The organism is Allobosea sp. GW821-FHT03A12, from assembly GCF_058986765.1.
Genome location: NZ_JBYSVZ010000005.1, coordinates 664,596 through 680,055 on the forward strand (window position 1 = coordinate 664,596; position 15,460 = coordinate 680,055).

Genomic DNA, 15,460 nt, shown 5'->3' on the forward strand with positions numbered 1-15,460 from the left:
TCTCCGGCGTGAGCGGGAGCGGCGAGATTAGCGATCGCCCGCCGGCGGGGAAGGGGTTACGTGCCCGGCCTATTGATCGTCAGCTTCTGGAAGCCCTTGCCGGCCAGCACCGGCTTCTTCGCCGAGAGGATGCGCGAATTGATGCCCTGCCAGCCGATCTCGCCGGAGAGCCGGCCATATTCGATCTTCGGGCAGCGGTTCATGATCACGGTGAGGCCCTTGGCCTCGGCCTTGGCCGCCGCCTCGTCATTGCGCACCGAAAGCTGCATCCAGATCACCTTGGGCAGCGGGTTCAGGGCGAGCGCCTCGTCGGTGATCGGGCCGGCGGCTTCCGAGTTGCGGAAGATCTCGACCATGTCGATCGGCTGCGGAATGTCCTTCAGCGAGCCGTAGACGGTCTTGCCCAGCAGGGTCTGGCCGGCGAGCCCGGGATTGACCGGGATCACGTCATAGCCGCGATCGAGCAGGTATTTGGTGACGATCCAGCTCGGGCGCGCCTCGTTGGCGGAGGCGCCGACCAGCGCGACGGTCTTGACCTCGCGCAGGATGCGGCGAATGAGCGCATCATCGTAAGCGTCGTGATTCACGGACTCGAAATCCCAGCGAATTGAAAGAATTACCAGCTTTCCCTGAATCAATCGCGAAGCTGTGCGGAGGTCCGGAACTTAGCGTCGGCAAGCTGGTTCCCCATCTTGAAGAGTGCGGGGCAAATCCCGCTCTTCAGCACCAAGGAGGGCCTGCCATGTGCGACTACAGTCTGCACCATGTTATGTCGACTCCTGCCAAGGTCGGCGATGTCCTCAAGACCACCAGCTTCCTCGGCTCGAGTACCAGGGGGTTTTGCGCCGCTGGTGAACCGAATGTCGCGGTTTGCGTCCTGCCCGGCACGGAGCTGGCGTTCTCGGCCGAGATCGAATGCGACAGGGCGATCGGCTTCCTGCCGCATCGCCGGCTCGGGGCGACGCTGGCGCGCTTCCGCCAGGTCGATCTCGACAAGCCCTACGCCCATCACGACGCGATCGAACTCCCGAATGGGCGGATCGAATTGCTGACGAACCTCTCGCAGGGCCAGACCGCGACCGTGCTGCAACTGCCGGCGGACGAGCAGGTGCAGCGGGCCACACCTGCTGAAGCCGAGCCGGCACCGGCAAGACATGAGCCGATCCCTCTCTTCGGCATCTGATCCGGCGGCAAGAAGCGCATAGGTCTCAATGCGGCGGGCTCGTCCTGGGGCGAGCCCGCCCGCTCAGCCGTGACGCCAGTCCGGCTGGCGCTTCTCCATGAAGGCGCCGATGCCTTCTTCCGCGTCGCGCGCCAGCATGTTCTCGACCATCACCGCGGAGGCGTGGTCATAGGCCGCCTTCAGCCCCATCTCGCGCTGCTCGTAGAAGGCGCGCTTGCCGACCTTCACCGTTGCCGCCGATTTCGAGGCGATGATCGCGGCGAGCCGCTTGGCCTCGTCAACCGCTTCGCCCGCCGGAACGACGCGGTTGATAAGGCCCATGCGCGCGGCTTCCGGTGCCGGCACCATCTCGCCGAGCAGCAGCATCTCCATCGCATGCTTGGCGGAGAGATTGCGCGAGAGCGCCACCATCGGCGTCGAGCAGAACAGGCCGATATGGACGCCGGGCGTGCAGAAGCGCGCGGCTTGCCCGGCGACGGCGAGGTCGCAGCTCGCGACGAGCTGGCAGCCGGCGGCGGTCGCCGTGCCTTCGACTGCGGCGATCACCGGCTGGGGCAGGGCGGTGACCTGCTGCATCGTTGCCGAACAGCGCCCGAGGATATCGGCGAAATAGGCGCGGCCGCGATCGGGATCGGCGCGGTGCGCGCTCATCTCCTTGAGATCGTGCCCGGCGCAGAAGACCGGGCCGGCGGCAGCCAGCACCACGGCGCGGACGCTTGCGTCCGTCGCGATCGCGGCGAACGTCTCCGACAGGGCGGCGAGCATCGCCTCGCTCAGGGGATTGCGCGCTTCGGGCCGGTTCAAGGTCAGCGTCGCGATGCCGTCGGCATCCTCGCGCAGCAGGATCTGCGCTCTGGCATGGGCGTTCATGGCAACAGGCCTTTCGCTGTTTGTCCTATTGTCGGAAGGCTGGGCGCGTGCTGCAAGGGGACTGACGTCCGATCAGACCTTGGCTTTCCGCACGATGACGACCCGTATGAGCGCCGCCGAGATCGAGGCCTATCTCGATCAGGTCTTCCCGCAGCTCCACTATGGCGGCCGCACCTATTTCGTCGAGGAGGTCGGGCCGCTCAGCGCGCGCATGCGCTGCGACTATCACGAGAAGCATCTGCGGCCGGGTGGCACCATCTCCGGCCCGACCATGATGGCGCTCGCCGATCTTGCGCTCTACGTCGCGATCCTCGCCCAGATCGGCCCGGTCGCGCTCGCGGTGACCACGAGCCTCAACTACAATTTCCTGCGCAAGCCGGGACAGGCGGCGCTGATCGGCGAAGCCAAGCTGCTCAAGCTCGGCAAGCGCCTCGCTGTCGGCGAGGTCTGCCTTTATTCGCAGGGCGATGCCGAGATGGTCTGCCATGCGACGGGGACGTATTCGATCCCGGCTGAGAGATAATTGCGGTATCTGGATACCGTTTCTTGCATTGCGCTGAAAACAATGCGTTTTTCGCCAAAGGGACGCATTCTCTTCGCTTGACATTCATAGGGTAGCCGCCTATCCAGCGCCCACACCGCCGCCGGCCTGCCGGCGGCTTGTCCTTTTTTCAAGCAGCCGAAGGGTGCCGCGATGAAGACCATCTCGCTCAAGCCCGCCGATGTCGAGAAGAAGTGGGTTGTGATCGACGCCTCCGGGCTCGTCGTCGGCCGTCTCGCCTCCCTGGTGGCGATGCGTCTGCGCGGCAAGCACAAGGCCGCCTACACCCCGCATGTCGACTGTGGCGACAACATCATCGTCATCAACGCCGAGAAGGTGGTGCTGACCGGTCGCAAGCGCGACCAGAAGGTCTACTACCACCACACCGGCTTCCCGGGTGGCATCAAGGAGCGTTCCGCCAAGTTCCTGCTGGATGGCCGCTTCCCCGAGCGCGTCGTCGAGAAGGCTGTCGAGCGCATGCTGCCGCGCGGCCCGCTCTTCCGCCAGATCCTCGGCAATCTGCGCGTCTACAAGGGCGCCGAGCATCCGCACGCCGCCCAGTCGCCCGAGGCGCTCGACGTCGCGGCGCTCAACCGCAAGAACGCGAGGGTCTGACGATGGCCGAGGTTCTCCAGTCTCTCGAGCAGCTCGGTCAGGTCGCCAAGGGCGTCCAGCCCGAGGCTCCCGTCCACGTCAAGAAGGTCGACGCGCAGGGCCGCGCCTATGCCACCGGCAAGCGCAAGAACGCCATCGCCCGCGTCTGGATCAAGCCGGGCTCCGGCAAGATCACGGTCAACACCCGTGACCAGGAAGTCTACTTCGCCCGCCCGGTGCTGCGCCTGATCCTGCAGCAGCCGCTGATGCTGGTCGATCGCATGACCCAGTACGACGTCGTCGTCACGGTCAAGGGCGGCGGCCTCTCCGGCCAGGCCGGCGCGGTCCGTCACGGCATCTCGAAGGCGCTGACCCACTATGAGCCGGAGCTGCGCAGCCCGCTCAAGAAGGAAGGCTTCCTGACCCGCGACTCGCGTGTCGTCGAGCGCAAGAAGTTCGGCAAGGCCAAGGCCCGCCGCAGCTTCCAGTTCTCGAAGCGCTGATTTCAGTATCGGCTTTGGCCGGTATCGATCGGAAGGGCGGCTCTTGCGAGCCGCCCTTTTTCGTTCAGGCGTTGGTTTTCAGCGAGGCGAGGAGTTCGGCGCGTGGCGGTGCCGCTCTCACATCCCGCAGGATGTCCTGACCAGGAGTGTGAACGGATCGATCTGGAAGTCCTCTTCGAGCGTTTCCCCGAAGAGCCTCAGCCACTTCTCCTGCAGTTCAAAAGCCTTGGCCTCGCGCGCTGCGTCGCATTCGAATTTCGTCTGGTGCGTTTCCTGGAAATGATGGACCAGTTCGTGAACTAGGACAGATAGATCCGCCGCCGTCGCGCCGCTCCAGCTGTCTCTCAGATAGATGATGTTCTCGCGGGCATCGTAGATCGAGATGATCGTTGGCTGAGCCTGTTGCTTTACGAGCTCGGACGCATATTGCCTGAACCGCAGTACGGCGACTTGCTCAGCTGGTTTGAAGACGAGCCTCGGCAATGAGGCGGGGACCGGCTGCCCCAGCTTCGCGCCGACCCAGATCGCAAGGGCCTCCAGCAGCCGTCCGCCCGGATCGGATTGCCTCTCGCCGATGACGATTTCGAAGCCCGAGCCGAGGCGCAGGCGTTCAATTGTCTCGTCGCGTGCCTGAGTTCCAGGGGGCGAGGATGAGACCAGCAGGGCAGCAACCGCGATCAGACAGCGTCCGACAGCTTTCATGGCATTCGTCCGCAGCAAATGCCGTTGATTGCGATACTGGAACACACTCCGATCAGCTTGCTCCGCAAGCTGATCGGAGTGTGTTCCATCTTAAAGTCAGAGACGGATTCACCAATGAGATTGAGTCAATCTGATCGAATCCGGCTCCAGCCGCTGGCACCACCGCGCGTGGTTCACGGAGGGATCGCCTGTTCCGCAAGGTAACACGGCTTGGAGGCGATCCCTACCGACCGGGCCGCTTCTGCTGCATCCGCTGCAACCAGCAGAGGCACGCACTGCGGACTGACGCTAACCAACGTCAACGCGCGTCATGGAAGATGATGCCGACGGTGTGGCGCATGCCGGAACGGACGCGGCTGACGCCATGGCGCAGGTTGACGCGATAGTTGCCCTTCGAGCCCTGCACCGGCCGGTTATGGACGGCGAAGGCGACCGCATCGCCCTGGCGCAGCGGCACGACCTCGACACGGCTCTGCATGCGCGGCCGCTGCTCGGTCAGCGCGAATTCCCCGCCGGTGAAGTCGCGGCCGGGCTCGGAGAGCAGGATCGCCACCTGGATCGGAAAGGCGAGGTCGCCATAGAGGTCCTGGTGCAGGCAGTTGAAGTCGCCCGGGACGTATTGCAGCAGCAGCGGCGTCGGGCGGGCTTGGCCGGCCTGATGGCATTCCCGGAGAAACGATGCGTGTTCGTCGGGATAGCGCTCATCGATCCCCATGCGATCGTTCCAGGCGTTCGCGACACCGGCGAGATGTGGATAGAGCGCCGTCCGCAGGCCGCCGATCAGGTCCGGGAGCGGATACTTGAAGTAGCGGTACTCGCCCTTGCCGAAGCCATGCCGCGCCATGACGATATGGCTGCGGAAATGGCTTTCGTCGGGATAGAGCGCCGCGACCCCGCGGCACTCGTCCGGCGTGAGCAGCCCGGGCAGCACGGCGCAGCCGAAGCCGTCGAGTTCGCCGGCGAGCGCTGTCCAGTCATAGGCGGCGACCCGCGTCTCTGCGGAGGTGCCCGCGGAGGCGCGGGAGAGCGTGGCGATCTTCGCGTTCATGCTGCGGCTTCCTTCTGAATGAGCGCGCGCTTGCGTTCGATGCCCCAGCGATAGCCGGCGAAGCCGCCGTCGCTGCGGACGACGCGATGGCAGGGAATGGCCAGCGCGATCGGGTTGGCGCCGCAGGCGCTGCCGACGGCGCGCGGATTGGCGTACGGGCTGATCCAGCTGGCGAGCTCGCGATAGCTCACGGTCCGGCCGGCCGGGATCGCCCGCAGCTTCTCCCAGACACGGCGCTGGAACGGCGTGCCGCGTATGTCGAGCGAGAGGTCGAGCCCCTCGGTCGGGTTGTCGATGAAACGGCGGACCTTGGCCAGATCGGCCCGGATCGCCGCATCGCTGGGGACGAGCGTGGCCTGCGGGAAGCGGCTGGCGAGATCGCTCGTCAGTTCTTCGGCGCTGTCGCCGAGCAGGATCGCGCAGACGCCCCTGGCGCTGCGAGCGAGCAAGACCTTGCCGAGCGCGGTGTCGGCCGTGGCGTAGAGCAGGATGTCGAGCGGCTCCGCTTTGGAGGCGTTCCGCGACATGTCGTTGGCGATCACGAGGTTCATCGTCGTGGCTCCCTGTTCGGACCTCATGATCGAACGCTAAATCCGGAGGGAGAATCTCGAACTCCGATCCTTGCTGCCAAATCGAAAGGTTGCTCGAGCGGCGCGGCGCAGTTTCCGCTGGAAGGCGGCGCTGCGGGCGGCGAAGCATGCGAGCAGGTCACTTTGCAGGGCTGCCGCAACGAGGCGCGTCCCAGTGCGCGCGACGCGGCTGACGGCGCATTACAACTTTCAACCTGTCCGAAACATTCGGAAACACCGCCGCCGGCATTCCGCCCGACCGCGTGCCGAAACGTCCCATGGCAACGAACGGGGCGGACATGCTCTCAATCCTCCTTCATCCACTGTCTCGCGCCTCGCGGTTGCTGCATCCGCGTGCGGGCGTGCTGCCCCCGATTGCGCTTCTCGTGGTCCTGCTGTCCCTCGCCGTCGCGATCGGCTGGGTCGCGCATGGCTGGGGTGCGAGCAACGGTCCTGCCGGCGCCTTCGGCGGCTTTCGCCAGCTCCGCATGAAGACGATCCAGGCCCAGCTCGACCAGGTCAGGGGTCCTTACCTCGCGATCCTGGGTGATTCCCACGCCGAGCATCTGTTCCTGCCTACGCTCTGCGGATTGCCGCTCGTCAACGCCGGCATCTCGGGCGCGACATTGGCCGATGTTCTCGATCTCGCCAGGACGATCACGCCGCCGCGGCAGGCACAGGCCGTTCTGCTGGCGGTCGGCACCAACGATATCTGGGTGAAACGCAAGCCGGAAACCGAGGAGGCCGAAGGCGGCTTTCGGGCCGGTCTTGCCGCGTTGGCGCAGCGTCTCACCGTCTGGGGCCGCCGCCGGGCCCTGATCGCGATTCCCCCCGTCGGGGACAAGGAGGAGGCCCTTTATCCGCGGGCGACAGCCGCCCGCTATTCCAGCCTGCTGGCCCAGTCATGCGAGCCGGAGCGCTGCGTCTATTCCGACCTGTTCGGCGAGGCGCTGGATAGGACGGGGCGGCCATCATCCTTCAGCGATGGCGTCCACCTGCGCGATTACGCCGGTTTCGTGCAGAGCCGGGAAGCGGAGCTTTGCGACAGGCTTGGCCTTGCGTCATCGAAGAGCGCGAGGTGAGAGGGCCCACGGTCCGGATCAGGCGCTAGCTTCCAGCCAGGCGACGAGCTCGGCCCGCTGTGGATGCGGCTTGCCGGCGGCTGGGAACAGCATGCTCAGACGGTCGTCGCTCGGGAGTTCTTCCGCGAAGGGCGCAACCAGCCGCCCATCGGCGAGATAGGGCGCTACCAGGCTCCGGCGGCCGATCAGGATGCCGGCGCCGCCGAGCGCGGCATCGAGCGCCAGCGCATAGAGCGAATAGGACGGCCCTCGACCGGGATCGGCGCCGCTGACGCCGGCATGGCGCAGCCAGCGCACCCAGTCGCTGCGCCAGACCGCGTCGTGCAGCAGGATCCGGCCGGCGAGATCGGCCGGGCTCCGCAGCGTGGCGGCGAGCGAGGGGGCGCAGACCGGGAACAGGCTGTCCTCGCCGAGCGCGAGCGCGTTGGCCGGCGGCCTGGCGAGGTAGAACAGCGCCAGATCAAAACTCTCGTGCCGGCCTGCCGGTGGCTCCTCCATCGCGCTGATCGAGACGGCGAGGCCGGGAAAGGCCTGCTGCAGTGCCGGCAGGCGCGGCGATAGCCAGAGCTGGGCGATGCAGGGCAGGGCAGCGATGGCGAGCGCCCGGCCGGCATGACTCGCCTTGAGCTCCTGCACGGTCAAGGCGAGCGCATCGAAGGCGGCGCTGAGCCGGGGACGCGCGCCCTGGGCGGCGTCGGTCAGCGCGACGCCCTGCGGCAACCGCCGGAACAGCGTCAGGCCGAGGAAGGCTTCGAGATGCCGAACCTGCTGGGCGATGGCGCCTTGCGTCACCCCGATCTCCTCGGCCGCCCGCGAGAAGCTGCCGAGCCGCGCCGCGGCCTCGAAGGCACGTAGCGCGTTGAGCGGCGGCAAGGGCGGGCGGGGTGGTCTGACGGGCATGGCGGCACGAGGTTCCAGGCCTAGATTTTCTATGCCTCCCGGCGACGATAACTGGTTTGCATAAGCGCCGGCAAATCGCTGCAATGGCCCGACGAAACAAGGCTCGGCGAGGGATGGCGATGACGGTGAAACTGGCGCGGCGCGGTTGGGTGCCGGCGGCGAGCGAGGACTACGTGCTGAGGATCGCCGGTGAGGTCGCCGGCCAGGACCGCACGGCGCGCGAGGCGAGGCTCGCCAGCCTCGTCGCCGAGAACCGCACCATCCACGAGCGCGACTGCGTCAACCTCAATCCCGCGACCAATGTCATGAACCCGCGCGCCGAGGCCGTGTTGGGGCAGGGGCTGGGGACGCGGCCCTCGCTCGGCTATCCCGGCGACAAATACGAGATGGGCCTCGAGGCGATCGAGCAGATCGAGGTGATGGCGGCCGAGCTCGCAGCGCAGGTCTTCGGCGCGAACTATGCCGAGATCCGTGTGCCCTCCGGCGCGATCGCCAATCTCTATGTCTTCATGGCGGCAGCCAGGCCCGGCGACGTCGTGATCGCTCCGCCGCCGGCGATCGGCGGCCATGTCACCCATCACGGTGCCGGTGCCGCCGGGCTCTATGGCGTCGTCACCCATCCGGCGCCGATCGATGCCGACGGCTACACCGTCGATGTCGAGAAGCTGCGCGAGGATGCGCGGCGGCTGAAGCCCAAGGTGATCAGCATCGGCGGCAGCCTCAATCTGTTCCCGCATCCGATCCGCGAGATCCGCGCCATTGCCGACGAGGTCGGCGCGATCGTGCTGTTCGACGCCGCCCACCTCTCCGGCATGATCGCGGGGCATGGCTGGCAGCAGCCGCTGGAAGAGGGCGCTCATGTCATAACGATGAGCACCTATAAGAGCCTGGGCGGCCCGCCCTCCGGCCTGATCGTCACCAATGACGCCGCGCTCGCCGAGAAGCTCGACGCCATCGCCTATCCCGGTCTGACCGCGAATTTCGACGCGGCCAAGTCCGCGGCGCTGGCGATCACCATGATGGACTGGCAGGAATTCGGCCGCGATTACGCGACGATGATGGCCGCGACTGCAAAGGCGCTGGCTGATGCGCTGGCCGAGCGGCAGGTCCCGGTCTTCGCCCGCCATCGCGGCATGACGACCTCGCATCAGTTCGCGATCGAGGCGGCGCCCTATGGTGGCGGGCAGGCGGCAGCGAAGCGGCTGCGCGTCGTCAATATCCTGAGCTGCGGCATCGGCCTGCCGATCGCGGAGGTCGACGGCGACGTCAACGGCCTCAGGCTCGGCACGCCCGAGATCGTCCGCTTCGGTATGAAGCCCGAGCACATGCCCGAGCTCGCCGGCTATATCGCCGATGGGCTGTCGGGCGCGCGTCCGGACGAGGCGATCGCTCGCGACGTCACGGCTTTCCGCCGGCGGTTTGGAAGGCTGCACTATGTGAGGTGAGGCCGGAGCGCGTCATTCTCGGGCGGAGCGCAGCGCAGACCCGAGAATCTCATGACGAGAAGGTGCCGACGGGGGCTTCGTCCGGCATGAGATGCTCGGGTCAAGCCCGAGCATGACGCTGGTCATACCGCTCCAGCATCTCCGCCTTCAGCGCGTCTTCCCCGATCACCTGCGCGGCGCCAATCCAGGCTTCCTCGATCTCGCTTGCGGCGCTGCGGACGAGCTTCACCGGCTCGCCCGGGCTGGCGAAGGCCGAGGCCTTGACGATCCGGCCCTGGTCCTCGCCCTCCAGTGCGATCTCACCAGCGTCGAAGAACGGGTTGAACAGCGCCGGATTGGCCATCAGCACCTTGCCATCGACCGGGACGAGGTCGCCGGCGCCCCAGATCGTCCAGAGCCGCTTGCGCCAGCGCTCGGTCGTCGGCGTCGGCGCACCGTGCTCGGCGAAAGTGCGGAAGATCTGGATCACGCCGTCGAGCCAGGGATGGGCGAGGCCGTCGATGGCGTTGGTCAGCACCGAGACGGTGAGGCCCTGTTCCGGCACGGTTGCGGTGCGGGTGATGAAGCCCTGGAAGCCGCCGGAATGGCCGACCCAGTCCCAGCCATCGCCACCGCCCGAGATGGTGCCGAGCCCGTAGTGGCGGCCGAGGCTGCTCTCGCTATCTGGCCAGAGCCGGCGCGTCATCTCGCGGCGGCTCAGCGCCGACAGGACGCTGCGCTCGGCCTTGGGCGAGAGCTGGGCGATATAGCGGGCGATGTCGGCCGCCGTCGCGACGAAGCCGGCGGCCGAGACCATGGCGTTGCCGGGGTTGTCGGCCGGGATCACCACGCGCCGGCCGAGCGGCAGCGTGCCGCTATGGCCCTTCGCCATCGGCCCGGTCCAGAGGGTGATGTCGGGCCTGGTCTCCTTCAGCCCGGCCGGCGCGACGATCTCGCGGGCGATCCAGTCGGCATAGGGCTCGCCTGTCACCGCCTCGATGACGAGGCCGAGCAGGCCGAAGCCATGATTGGAGTATTTCAGGCGCTGCGAGGCCGGGAAGACCGGCGGTCTGGCGAGGTCGGCAAGCAACTCGTCTTTCCGAGCATAGGGCTTGCGATCGAAGAACTGGCCGCAATCGACGCCGTCGCGCAGGAGCCCGGCGCTGTTGGAGAGAAGCTGCGTCAGCGTCACCGCCGCGACCTCGGGATGCAGGCCGTCGACATAGGCGCCGGCCTTGTCGTCGAGCCGGAGGCGGCCTTGTTCGGCGAGGCGTAAGGTGCCGGCGGCGGTGAAGCTCTTGGAATGCGAGGCGATCCGGAAGCCGTGGCGCGGCGTCAGCGCTTCGCCGGTCGATAAGTCGGCGCTGCCGAAGGCGGCTTCCAATACGATCTCGCCACCGTCGGCGATCGCGACGGCGCAGCCGGGCTGGTCGTGGAACCGGCGCTGGAATTCGAGCCAGCTTGCGACATAATCGAGCGCTGCGGGCAGCCAGGGCTTCATCGGACAATCCATCGTCGATCAAGGCGGGAGCCGGAGCTTGGCACGGGCAATGATCCTGCGTCAGCGCAGGAAAGCGGCGCGGCCATGCGTTGTGGCCGGATCGCCTTCGTTCTTGCTCTCGCGGCTCACGCGTGGCATCCGTCCGCGCAACGCATAAGGATCGTCACCGTGGACAAGACCGAACTCGCCAAGCTCGAAGCCTATCTCCGCCGCACCTTCGCCAACCACAACATCAGCGTGCGCGCGCGTTTGAAGAAGACCGATTCGGCCGAGGTCTATCTCGCCGACGAGTTCATCGGCATCATCCATGTCGACGACGAGGACGGCGACCGCTCGTTCAACTTCACCATGGCGATCCTCGACGTCGATCTCGAGGACTGAGGCAGGGCCCCCGCTCTCAGCGCATCAGCCCGTCGATCGTGCGGCGCACGCCGCCGAGCATGATCTGCCAGTCGGCGACGATCGCGCGCGGGAAGCGGATGTTCACGTCGACGCCGCGATGACGGAAGGTCACGCGGCAGGGCTCGTCGAGGCCGCTCTGGGCGGCCTCGACCGGGCAGCGTGCCGCAAAGCCGCGCCCGTCCGGCACCGAGACATAGAGCTCGTCGCCCTCATAGGGCGAGCCCTTGCGGAAGCCGCGCACCACCAGCCCGCCGGGATTGGACCAGACCGTCGGCGTCAGGAAACGGGCATAGGTCGAGAGCTGCGTCGCCGGCTCGTTGACCTTGTCCGGCGGGCTCAGGGTCACCAGCAGGCGGTGCCGGGTATCGGGCGTCACCGGGCCGAGGCTCGGCCAGTCCAGGCGCAGGCGCGCCATGCCGACGAGGCGCCCATCCTCGCCATCGGCACCCGTCAGGTTCTCCGGAATCGCCAGCACGACCTCGCCGACCCGCGACGCCTGCAGATCGGTGCCGGCGTCGGGGTGGGGGCGGGTGGCGAGCAGGGCAAGCCCGGTGCCGGCCAGTCCGAGTACGACGATCGCTGCCGCGAGCCGCAGCAGGGCCCGGTCGCCGCGTGGCAGCGCCGGCGCAGGGCGGCGCCTGAGATGGTTGCGGATCAGCGCTGCGACATCGGTGGCGCTGGCGAGCGGCTGGGTCTGGTCGGGCGCGTAGAGGCTCATCGGATTCGTCTCCGGGGCCGACGCGCGGCCCTGTCAGGAAACTGAAACAGAGCCGCCTTAACGCCCCGTAAACCATGATGGGGCCGGCGTGGTTAACCAAAGGTTAAAGCTTCGCTTCCGCGTTGAACGACCTTGCGCCATGGTTGGGCCGCATCCGCTGGAAGCCGCGCCCGTGACGCTCGAACCCTCCGCCGTCGAGGCCTTGAAATCGCTGGTCCTCGGCTTCGCCTTCGCCGGCCTGCTGGCCAGCGCCTTCGAATTGTTCACCCAGAAGCGCGCCGGTTTCGAGCTGTTGCAGAGCGGTGGCGTCGGCGCCGTGGCGAGCGTGCCGGTGGTGGTGTTCAGCGCGCCTTTCCTGATTCTGCGCAACACCGTGCGCGGCCGGCGGTTCGAAGGGCGGCCCTTCTTCTTCGTGATGGCGGCGAGCATGATCGCCTCGCTCTGGAGCCTGATCAGCGGCCGGGTCGTGCTCGACCTGCTGATGATGCTCGGAGCCGCTTGACGGCGAGGGCGCCAGCCCTGCAATCCTCCAGAGCAGTTCCAGCAAAAGTGCGTAGCGGTTTTGCGCCCGGAATTGCGTGAAGCCAAAGAGCTGGAACTTTGAAGGCGATCTGTATTCGCCGGCAAGGCTCTAGGTGAAGTAGGAGGATCTGCCATGCCGCTCTATTCGCTCGACGGGACCGCACCCGAGACGCCGCCGGAAGGGCAGTGGTGGCTCGCGCCCGACGCCCATGTCATCGGCCGGGTCCGGCTGGCGAAGGATGTCGGGATCTGGTTCGGCTCGGTGCTGCGCGGCGACAATGAGTGGATCGAGATCGGCGAGGCCACGAACATCCAGGAAGGCTGCGTGCTCCACACGGACATGGGCGCGCCGCTCAAGGTCGGTGCCGGCTGCACCATCGGCCACCGCGCCATCCTGCATGGCTGCACCATCGGCGAGAACAGCCTGATCGGTATGGGCGCGACCGTGCTCAACCATGTGAAGATCGGCCGCAACTGCCTGGTCGGCGCCAATGCGCTGGTGACCGAGGGCAAGGAATTCCCTGACAATTCGCTGATCGTCGGCTCGCCTGCCCGCGCGCTCCGCACCCTGGACGAGGCGGCGGCCGCAGGCCTGCGCGCTGCCGCCGTGGGCTATTCCGAGCGCTGGAAGCAGTTCGCCAAGGGCATGAAGCGGATCGACTGACCGCTTATCTGCTCCACAGCTCGGCTCTTCTGAAAACGAAGCGGGCCGGCTCCCGGGGAAGGAGCCGGCCCTGGACGTGCCCGGTCGGGGACGGGTGGGTGGGGACGTGACCGGACTCGTCGTCTGGTGGCGAAGCCCGTCTAGACTTCGCCGGTCTGGTATTCGCGCCGGGTTTCGTCCCCGCCCGGCGCGTTGTCTTGTTCAGCGCAGCGATGCGACCGTCGAGGTCGAAAGGCCGCCGAGTGAGGCCCAGCCGGTGCGGGCCTGGGATTCACGCTTGACGTAGGTGTAGCCGGTCTGGCTCCACGGCAGGATCGCGTTGCGCTTGTTGTCGAGGATGAAGTCGCCGCGGTCGGTGCGGATCATCAGCACGGCGTGGCCGGCATTCTCCTCGTCGATCACGACGGTGACGCGCATGGCCCGGCGCGGCAGGCCGGCCTCGGCGAGGCGCTGGCGCTTCAGCAGGACATAATCCTCGCAATCGCCCTTGCCGTCGGTCGGAATGTCCCAGCGGTCGACCACGCCCCAATGGTCTTGGTCGGTGATGGCCTCGATGTCGCGGTTGGCCTTGACGTTGGCGGCGACCATCAGCTTCCAGGTCTTGGCTGTCAGCTCGATCTGCTCGGCCTCGCGGGTGTCGACGGCGCATTCGCTCGGCATGCGCTTGCAGAAGTCGACCCAGGCGTAAGGCGCCCGGGCGTCGCCGCCGGCGACGATCGGCGCGCTGGCGACCGGCAGGCCGCTGGTCTGCTGTGCCTCGGCACCGGTCACGCCGGCGAGGGTGATGATGGTAGCAGCGGCCAGGCCGCGAAATCCCCGAAAACCCGAAAACATGTCGTCCCCTTTCCTGTCCCGGGAACGACCATGCTCTTGGGCTGTAGAGATCGCTTGAAATGAAAGCGGACAATTTTACTGAAATCGAGCCTATTGAAGATCAAAGTACTTACAGAAAATCAGGTATAAAACGGTGGGTAAGAATTTTCAGCGCTCGCGTCAGAAAATCTTAACTATGGGTCTCCTTAACCATCCAGTCTCTTAACCATGAGGTGGAGGCCGTCAATCCCATGTTAAGGGTTGCCGCGCCGAGCGGGCAAGGCAGGGGCATTCCTTTTCCCGGTTGGATTCCTCTGCGAAACCGGACGAAGCGCAGGAAACCCCTCCCCCTTGTGGGGAGGGGCAGGGGTGGGGGCGCAAAGTCGGAGCGAATTCGTCGGGAAACGGGCCGATCCGCTTCTGCGATTAGCCTTGCACCCAGTCGTTCGTTCCCCATCCCCATACCCTTCCCCACAAGGGGGAAGGGAGGAGACAGAGCGACCCGCATTTCGCAGAGGAATCCGGCTGGGAGACGGGTCGGAGTGGGAGGCCGACATTGGTCGTTAGGGAGAGGTTGCTGCCACTGCGCCTCATACGGAGGGGCCGACCTTCATCCGCGCCGTTCTCCCGCGGGCGAGGGGAAGGTTCAGCGAATACCTCTTCTGCCGAAGACTTCTGGAGCCGGTATGCATGGCGAGTGCTGCCTGGCCCTTATCGGGGCCGGCGCAGTACCGCTCGATTGCTTGAAGGCTCAGCCGAAAGGAAGAAGCGCTTGCGCGCCCTCAGAGCTCGAGATTCTCGTCGAGCGCGTCGGCCGAGAGCGGCATGCGGAACTGGGCGGCGTAGCCGCCGTCGAAGCGGCGCACGATCATCGCCGCGGTCCCGCCGAGCCGGATCGCCGTGCCCATCTCGAACTGGTGGTCGCTGGCGAAGGCAGCGCCCGACAGCGAGATGTCGATCAGCCGCACGGCATGTTCGCTGCCGTCTTCCAGGGTGATGATGCAGCGCGGGTTGCGCGGTACGATGCGCTCATGGCGCCGATCCTCGGGCAGGCCGAGCTCGTCGCGATTGGCGAGCCAGGTCAGCTGCGCGGTGAACTTCTCGCGCTTGCGGCTGGTCGCGGTGATGGTCATCGCGAAGCCGGCGGGCGTGGTGCGCACCGCCGTGCCTTCGATTCGGCCGAGATGCTCCAGGTAGACGATGACGCGATCGCCGATCATCGGCTTGGCCGGCGCGACCATGTGCAGGCCGCCCGGCGAAATGTCGGTGGTCTGGCAGGGATATTCCATGCGATTGGGCAGCATGTAGCGTCCGAGCAGGACGACTTTCATGCGCTGATGCCGCCGGCGCTCGACCGGGACCGAGCCCGTCTTCGGATTTTGGGGCGCCGTGAGCATTGCAAACTCTGTTTCTACCAGAGTGAT

At 66.6% G+C, this 15,460-nt stretch carries 19 protein-coding genes; 9 read left to right on the forward strand and 10 right to left on the reverse strand.

Translation table 11 applies throughout. From position 1 onward, the window contains the following. Positions 1-56 precede the first annotated feature (56 nt). Positions 57-587 carry a CoA-binding protein gene (locus AC3WLC_RS21820; RefSeq protein ID WP_493686002.1) on the reverse strand — a complete coding sequence of 177 codons (531 nt, stop codon included), beginning with the start codon at positions 585-587 and terminating at the stop codon, positions 57-59. Between the two features lie 155 nt (positions 588-742). Here AC3WLC_RS21820 and AC3WLC_RS21825 point away from each other — a divergent pair, with 155 nt between their 5' ends. After that, positions 743-1,183, forward strand: a complete 441-nt coding sequence (locus tag AC3WLC_RS21825) for a hypothetical protein (RefSeq protein ID WP_493686003.1) — start codon at positions 743-745, stop codon at positions 1,181-1,183. A gap of 63 nt (positions 1,184-1,246) precedes the next feature. On the opposite strand, the gene AC3WLC_RS21830 is transcribed toward AC3WLC_RS21825, so the two are convergent. After that, complete coding sequence (locus tag AC3WLC_RS21830) at positions 1,247-2,053, reverse strand: enoyl-CoA hydratase (protein ID WP_493686004.1); 807 nt, start codon at positions 2,051-2,053, stop codon at positions 1,247-1,249. Between the two features lie 94 nt (positions 2,054-2,147). Here AC3WLC_RS21830 and AC3WLC_RS21835 point away from each other — a divergent pair, with 94 nt between their 5' ends. The 3 genes from AC3WLC_RS21835 (at position 2,148) to rpsI (ending at position 3,691) form a co-directional block, all read left to right on the forward strand. Then, the gene (locus AC3WLC_RS21835; protein WP_493686005.1) at positions 2,148-2,576 is read left to right on the forward strand and encodes a PaaI family thioesterase; all 429 of its coding nucleotides are present in this window, start codon (positions 2,148-2,150) and stop codon (positions 2,574-2,576) included. 171 nt (positions 2,577-2,747) lie between these two features. Continuing rightward, the gene (gene rplM, locus AC3WLC_RS21840; protein WP_092158606.1) at positions 2,748-3,209 is read left to right on the forward strand and encodes a 50S ribosomal protein L13; all 462 of its coding nucleotides are present in this window, start codon (positions 2,748-2,750) and stop codon (positions 3,207-3,209) included. A 2-nt stretch (positions 3,210-3,211) separates the two neighbouring features. Beyond that, positions 3,212-3,691, forward strand: a complete 480-nt coding sequence (gene rpsI / locus AC3WLC_RS21845) for a 30S ribosomal protein S9 (RefSeq protein WP_092158604.1) — start codon at positions 3,212-3,214, stop codon at positions 3,689-3,691. A 117-nt stretch (positions 3,692-3,808) separates the two neighbouring features. Here the strand turns inward: rpsI and AC3WLC_RS21850 are convergent, their stop codons facing one another. The 3 genes from AC3WLC_RS21850 to AC3WLC_RS21860 all read right to left on the reverse strand — a co-directional run bounded on the left by AC3WLC_RS21850 (position 3,809) and on the right by AC3WLC_RS21860 (position 5,992). Beyond that, positions 3,809-4,393, reverse strand: coding sequence for a DUF6647 family protein (locus tag AC3WLC_RS21850; protein WP_493686006.1), 585 nt, complete (start codon positions 4,391-4,393; stop codon positions 3,809-3,811). Between the two features lie 298 nt (positions 4,394-4,691). After that, positions 4,692-5,441 (reverse strand): 2OG-Fe(II) oxygenase, encoded by a 750-nt coding sequence (locus AC3WLC_RS21855; RefSeq protein ID WP_493686007.1) that lies wholly within the window; start codon positions 5,439-5,441, stop codon positions 4,692-4,694. Beyond that, positions 5,438-5,992 carry a methylated-DNA--[protein]-cysteine S-methyltransferase gene (locus AC3WLC_RS21860; RefSeq protein ID WP_493686008.1) on the reverse strand — a complete coding sequence of 185 codons (555 nt, stop codon included), beginning with the start codon at positions 5,990-5,992 and terminating at the stop codon, positions 5,438-5,440. Before AC3WLC_RS21860 ends, AC3WLC_RS21855 begins: the two co-directional genes overlap by 4 nt. Positions 5,993-6,396: 404 nt before the next feature. Between AC3WLC_RS21860 and AC3WLC_RS21865 the strand changes: the two genes are divergently transcribed. Beyond that, positions 6,397-7,092, forward strand: coding sequence for an SGNH/GDSL hydrolase family protein (locus AC3WLC_RS21865; RefSeq protein WP_493686009.1), 696 nt, complete (start codon positions 6,397-6,399; stop codon positions 7,090-7,092). An 18-nt stretch (positions 7,093-7,110) separates the two neighbouring features. Here AC3WLC_RS21865 and AC3WLC_RS21870 read toward each other — a convergent pair whose 3' ends face one another. Further along, positions 7,111-7,992 carry a LysR substrate-binding domain-containing protein gene (locus AC3WLC_RS21870; RefSeq protein WP_493686010.1) on the reverse strand — a complete coding sequence of 294 codons (882 nt, stop codon included), beginning with the start codon at positions 7,990-7,992 and terminating at the stop codon, positions 7,111-7,113. Positions 7,993-8,111: 119 nt separating this feature from the next. Here AC3WLC_RS21870 and glyA point away from each other — a divergent pair, with 119 nt between their 5' ends. Next, on the forward strand, positions 8,112-9,437 hold the full coding sequence (gene glyA / locus AC3WLC_RS21875) for a serine hydroxymethyltransferase (protein ID WP_493686011.1): 1,326 nt from the start codon (positions 8,112-8,114) through the stop codon (positions 9,435-9,437). A gap of 100 nt (positions 9,438-9,537) precedes the next feature. On the opposite strand, the gene AC3WLC_RS21880 is transcribed toward glyA, so the two are convergent. Further along, the gene (locus AC3WLC_RS21880; protein WP_493686012.1) at positions 9,538-10,917 is read right to left on the reverse strand and encodes a serine hydrolase domain-containing protein; all 1,380 of its coding nucleotides are present in this window, start codon (positions 10,915-10,917) and stop codon (positions 9,538-9,540) included. Between the two features lie 168 nt (positions 10,918-11,085). On the opposite strand from AC3WLC_RS21880, the gene AC3WLC_RS21885 reads away from it, so the two are divergent. Continuing rightward, positions 11,086-11,298 carry a DUF3126 family protein gene (locus AC3WLC_RS21885; protein WP_057192263.1) on the forward strand — a complete coding sequence of 71 codons (213 nt, stop codon included), beginning with the start codon at positions 11,086-11,088 and terminating at the stop codon, positions 11,296-11,298. Between the two features lie 16 nt (positions 11,299-11,314). On the opposite strand, the gene AC3WLC_RS21890 is transcribed toward AC3WLC_RS21885, so the two are convergent. After that, positions 11,315-12,037, reverse strand: coding sequence for a hypothetical protein (locus AC3WLC_RS21890; RefSeq protein WP_493686013.1), 723 nt, complete (start codon positions 12,035-12,037; stop codon positions 11,315-11,317). Between the two features lie 172 nt (positions 12,038-12,209). Between AC3WLC_RS21890 and AC3WLC_RS21895 the strand changes: the two genes are divergently transcribed. After that, the gene (locus AC3WLC_RS21895) at positions 12,210-12,539 is read left to right on the forward strand and encodes a DUF6949 family protein (protein WP_493686105.1); all 330 of its coding nucleotides are present in this window, start codon (positions 12,210-12,212) and stop codon (positions 12,537-12,539) included. A gap of 153 nt (positions 12,540-12,692) precedes the next feature. Further along, positions 12,693-13,223 carry a gamma carbonic anhydrase family protein gene (locus AC3WLC_RS21900; RefSeq protein WP_493686014.1) on the forward strand — a complete coding sequence of 177 codons (531 nt, stop codon included), beginning with the start codon at positions 12,693-12,695 and terminating at the stop codon, positions 13,221-13,223. A 201-nt stretch (positions 13,224-13,424) separates the two neighbouring features. On the opposite strand, the gene AC3WLC_RS21905 is transcribed toward AC3WLC_RS21900, so the two are convergent. Beyond that, positions 13,425-14,057, reverse strand: a complete 633-nt coding sequence (locus tag AC3WLC_RS21905) for a transglutaminase-like cysteine peptidase (RefSeq protein ID WP_493686015.1) — start codon at positions 14,055-14,057, stop codon at positions 13,425-13,427. Between the two features lie 761 nt (positions 14,058-14,818). Next, on the reverse strand, positions 14,819-15,433 hold the full coding sequence (locus AC3WLC_RS21910) for a PilZ domain-containing protein (protein WP_291679818.1): 615 nt from the start codon (positions 15,431-15,433) through the stop codon (positions 14,819-14,821). Positions 15,434-15,460 lie beyond the last annotated feature (27 nt).

What these genes read in the sequence shown, in the direction of transcription:
- AC3WLC_RS21880 (WP_493686012.1), bottom strand. Translation starts at nt 10,917, where the DNA reads ATGAAGCCCTGGCTGCCCGCAGCGCTCGATTATGTCGCAAGCTGGCTC.
- AC3WLC_RS21835 (WP_493686005.1), top strand. Translation starts at nt 2,148, where the DNA reads ATGACGACCCGTATGAGCGCCGCCGAGATCGAGGCCTATCTCGATCAG.
- AC3WLC_RS21905 (WP_493686015.1), bottom strand. Translation starts at nt 14,057, where the DNA reads ATGTTTTCGGGTTTTCGGGGATTTCGCGGCCTGGCCGCTGCTACCATC.
- AC3WLC_RS21850 (WP_493686006.1), bottom strand. Translation starts at nt 4,393, where the DNA reads ATGAAAGCTGTCGGACGCTGTCTGATCGCGGTTGCTGCCCTGCTGGTC.
- AC3WLC_RS21900 (WP_493686014.1), top strand. Translation starts at nt 12,693, where the DNA reads ATGCCGCTCTATTCGCTCGACGGGACCGCACCCGAGACGCCGCCGGAA.
- AC3WLC_RS21890 (WP_493686013.1), bottom strand. Translation starts at nt 12,037, where the DNA reads ATGAGCCTCTACGCGCCCGACCAGACCCAGCCGCTCGCCAGCGCCACC.
- AC3WLC_RS21910 (WP_291679818.1), bottom strand. Translation starts at nt 15,433, where the DNA reads ATGCTCACGGCGCCCCAAAATCCGAAGACGGGCTCGGTCCCGGTCGAG.
- rpsI (WP_092158604.1), top strand. Translation starts at nt 3,212, where the DNA reads ATGGCCGAGGTTCTCCAGTCTCTCGAGCAGCTCGGTCAGGTCGCCAAG.
- AC3WLC_RS21825 (WP_493686003.1), top strand. Translation starts at nt 743, where the DNA reads ATGTGCGACTACAGTCTGCACCATGTTATGTCGACTCCTGCCAAGGTC.
- glyA (WP_493686011.1), top strand. Translation starts at nt 8,112, where the DNA reads ATGACGGTGAAACTGGCGCGGCGCGGTTGGGTGCCGGCGGCGAGCGAG.
- AC3WLC_RS21855 (WP_493686007.1), bottom strand. Translation starts at nt 5,441, where the DNA reads ATGAACGCGAAGATCGCCACGCTCTCCCGCGCCTCCGCGGGCACCTCC.
- AC3WLC_RS21830 (WP_493686004.1), bottom strand. Translation starts at nt 2,053, where the DNA reads ATGAACGCCCATGCCAGAGCGCAGATCCTGCTGCGCGAGGATGCCGAC.
- AC3WLC_RS21870 (WP_493686010.1), bottom strand. Translation starts at nt 7,992, where the DNA reads ATGCCCGTCAGACCACCCCGCCCGCCCTTGCCGCCGCTCAACGCGCTA.
- rplM (WP_092158606.1), top strand. Translation starts at nt 2,748, where the DNA reads ATGAAGACCATCTCGCTCAAGCCCGCCGATGTCGAGAAGAAGTGGGTT.
- AC3WLC_RS21860 (WP_493686008.1), bottom strand. Translation starts at nt 5,992, where the DNA reads ATGAACCTCGTGATCGCCAACGACATGTCGCGGAACGCCTCCAAAGCG.